General features: G+C 44.6%; 2 protein-coding genes. Both read right to left on the bottom strand.

What is annotated here, in order from left to right; all coding sequences use genetic code 11:
• Positions 1–208: 208 nt before the first annotated feature.
• Complete coding sequence (locus QUA40_RS28030; protein ID WP_333131885.1) at positions 209–1,912, bottom strand: lipoxygenase family protein; 1,704 nt, start codon at positions 1,910–1,912, stop codon at positions 209–211.
• Between the two features lie 321 nt (positions 1,913–2,233).
• Positions 2,234–3,367 (bottom strand): class I SAM-dependent methyltransferase, encoded by a 1,134-nt coding sequence (locus QUA40_RS28025; protein WP_333131883.1) that lies wholly within the window; start codon positions 3,365–3,367, stop codon positions 2,234–2,236.
• Positions 3,368–3,804: the final 437 nt, after the last annotated feature.

Below are 3,804 nucleotides of genomic sequence, written 5' to 3'. Positions count from 1 at the left end.
GCCGGATGCGGGGAAACCAGCACGTCCGGATCTAACTGAGAGGTACGAAGGATAATACCTTCTATCGACTCAACCAAAGCTGAGGATTCGCATGGGAGCCACATCTTTAATTATGCTTAAGAACAGGCTTTGGGGCCTGTTCCACAAACAATGAATTTTATTTGGGGGAGTAGGGGTTGGGCGTCTCACCAACCCAAAAAATACACTCCTACATACTGATGCTATTTAGTACCAACGAAGGCTTGAGAGCAATGTAAGGAATTACTCGTTTTTGATTGTTGGCATCAATCTTCTGTTCTGCCATATTCAAATTTTGCTGGAACTGTCTGGCTAAAAGTGGGAGCGGCGTTCCCGCAAAAACTTCGTCGAAGCTCATCCGGTAGAGTTCTCGGAAAGATTTATCGTAATAACCCAAACGATCATATCGATAAGCTGACAAAATAAACAGAATTTGCAGTTGGTCAGCCGCTCGTTTGTACGGAGGAAGTAACCGTAAAATATCCTTTTCCGTAATCACTTCTAGAGTACCCGAAGCAGTAATTCTAGGAATGTCCCGGTAGGCAGCCAAGGGCATATTGGCTGCAAAACTCATGTAATCATACTGGGGAAAATTGACGGCTGAATGCTGCGGGCCGCAGGTGAAAATTATAGTTGTGACAATTTGAATTAATTGTTCAACTGTGTTTATGCGCTGTGGCATTCCTTTGACTTTACCGCCATTATCAGACGCTAATTCTTGGGCCCAGGTTTGTAGTTCCACATCTTGTACGATCGCGATCTCCGTCGGGTAAAAGAATTTCAGATAGCCCGATACAAAGGTTTCAATCGCATCCCAAAGCAACAATCCATCATCTCGGTAAGGATAGTGAGGCAATTGATTGGGGTCATCCATTCCCCGATTTTTCAGTTCTGCGGGCAAGGCAAATTCATCCAGACTCCATGTACTGCACGCCTCTCTAGTCAGTTCCATTGTCTCAGCCAAGGTGCCGCCTAGCAATTCATCGACGGGCCCACCGGGAGCGATCAAGTGAGAACGCGCCAGATCGTTGTTGGTCAACATAAAGCGAAAGTGCGGTTTCAGTAACAGGCTCAGCGGGTGATTTTTAGCCAACTGTCGGGCGGTGACGATCGCGATTGGTTCCATCACCAGATGAGTTCGACCTAAATGCGAGCTCATTTCATGGTGATTGGCATCTGCTACTTGCACGCAGAGTTTCGCAAACAGCCAATCGATAGGAGGATCGAATGGGGTATAGACATGGCTACCGGGCGTCGGATCTAGTTGAATGGCAATAGGTGTCATTTCACCGCGATCGCGGACTCCCGTCCACCGCCAAGCGAAAAAAGCCCGTGGTTTCGGCAAGTATTTTCTGCCTTTTTCATAGGTTCCGCCTCCAACGAGAGCAGGCGCGCGATAGTGTTCGTCAGTACCTGTGTAATCGGCAATGTAAATGTTTTTGTCCTGCAACTCTTGGCGCCGATCGACTAATGGGTGTAAAGTCGGGAGGTTGGCCAGTGTTTCTGCCCGAGGATCGCTCGCATCTAAGAGGCGAAGCACCATCGGGTTTGCTCCAGACAGGCGCTGTTCTGCAAAAGAGCGATCCGTTTGGTAAATTTTGGCAACTCCAGGTAGTGGCAGCCAAGTAAAAAAGTCTTCATAGTCTTGGAGTTCATCGAGAGGATCGAGAAAAGTTCTCGAATCGGCTGCCAGCATGTTTGCTGGAAGTTCCGATGTTGCTAATATCCGTTCTGCAAGATACTTGCTCGAAAAGTTCTCGACTGCGGGCACATCTTTCAATAATGCCAAAGGTGATAAACTCTCATAGTCAAACTGATAAGCTTGTTGCTGACGATTCAAGGAATCTTTGCGCTGTTCTTGGTTCGGGTCGTCTTGAGGAAGAGAAGGTTTCATATTGTCTACCATTGTATAAATCAACTCTCTTTTTGTAGTAAAATATCGGACTTTATCACTACTGATCGAGGATGGAATTTAAAAAGTATTGTGCAGGCTCACGCTTAATAGAGGTCTTATTCACCGAGAAATAATCTTATTCCGGATTTTTTTAAACTCCGAAAAATTCCTAAAAAGAAGGCTACACTTGTCGATCGCCCTAAATCTAGGTTGAAAGGTTTCATTCTCCCGATAAGTAGCTCGCACTCAATAACCCCGACTTCTTTGAGATGTCGGGGTTCGGGGTGTTCGGTTTTTTGAGCTGGGTCTACTGATTAGCGGTTAGGCACGAACCATTAAATATTGACCGTTGCCATTATACTCACCATCGCAACTCGCGAAATTAGCCACAAACCAAATCAAGTAAAACCGCCAGATGCGGCGAAATTGGGCATAGTCTATGCCGTAGTCTAAATCTTTGACTATTGCCTGAGAATCGTCAAAGTTTTTCAGCCAGTTAGCAAAAGTTGTGGAGTAATTGTATCCGTTGAGATACCAGTTTTTTATGGTTTTGAGGTCTTTGTTGTGGCTGGGAACTGCATCGTATTTCCAGTAACGACCGTGGGGAAAAATGTATTTGTGGGTGAAAACGCTGGATATATTGTTGGGAGTGCGAACTGTGATGATATGAATGAAAACTTTGCCGCTATCCTTCAGGAAAGAGGCGAGCTTTTGGAAAGCTTTCGTTAAATTTCCTACATGACAAAAAACTCCGATGGAGAGAATTTTGTCAAATTTTGTCTCGAAGTTGGCGTCGTTCAAATCGCCTTCATATAAGGTAAATCGACCGGAACTAAGGTAGCTTTCGGGGTCTTGCATCTTTTGACGCATATACTCGCATTGGTGGTGGCTGAGGTTAATCCCAGTAAAGGTGACATTGGGGAATTTGGAAAGAATGTAATTAGGAACACAACCCCAACCGCAGCCAAAGTCTAAAATATTGTCACCATCTTGAATCTCTAGCTTTTCAATCACATCATCAATCATCTGAATTTGCGATTGTTCAAGGTTGGCGGCTCCTTTTTCCCACAACCCCATGCTGTATTTAGGATAAATGAGTTTGCCGTCGCCTAACATGGGATTCAGCATAGCTTGAGGCAAGTCGTACTGAATTTTCATTAAATCCCGTGGCCCTTCGGCAGTATGGTCTGTTTCTGTTAGTACCCATTCGTAGGGTGCAAGCAGGGACGGGAAATGCTTAAAAAAGACGGGCATACAGGTATCAAAAAGCGATCGCAATACTGAATCTGGGACTTCTAATCCGTTGATGTAAGACTCTGCTACTGCCATTTGCACCGTGTTAACTGCACTGACTGCGAGGCGGGTTGCTCCGTAGGCGATCGGACTTTTGGTATGGATATTTCCCACGATGGGAATGTGGTTTTCGATGTTGTCTAGGGCTGTTGATGAACTCATGGCTATACTGGTTTTAAAGATGCTGCTATTGTATCCTCAAATTGCCTGGTTTTTTAATAGCCAAAAAGCTGAAACTATTGCCAAGTAAGATTTGCACAACAAAACTCCCCAAAATCATAAAAATATATGGCGGTTGAAGGGGATTTGATAACGGATTTACGGGGGTTTGGGCGATATTAATTTTATTAAGAATTATGTCAGTCCATTTGAGATTTGAGATTTGAGATTTGAGATTAACTCTACAGCTAGAATGGGGTATTTGCACGGCGCGATGACGATTTTAGTGCTCAGTTATACCATTTTAGATTTGAGAATTGGGAATGACTGATGAGCTAAGAGTTGGACTCTTGCCTAGAGTTGCATCATTGGTGACAAGTTAAGGCTCAAAGCCAGTTGTCAAGGGGATTTTCGGAGGTAGCTCAAAGAAAAAAGGTTCT

This window comes from Microcoleus sp. Pol11C3, assembly GCF_036701485.1.
Lineage (GTDB): Bacteria > Cyanobacteriota > Cyanobacteriia > Cyanobacteriales > Microcoleaceae > Microcoleus.
The sequence above is the reverse complement of the archived record's forward strand: the minus strand, read 5'-3'. Positions and strand labels throughout refer to the sequence as shown.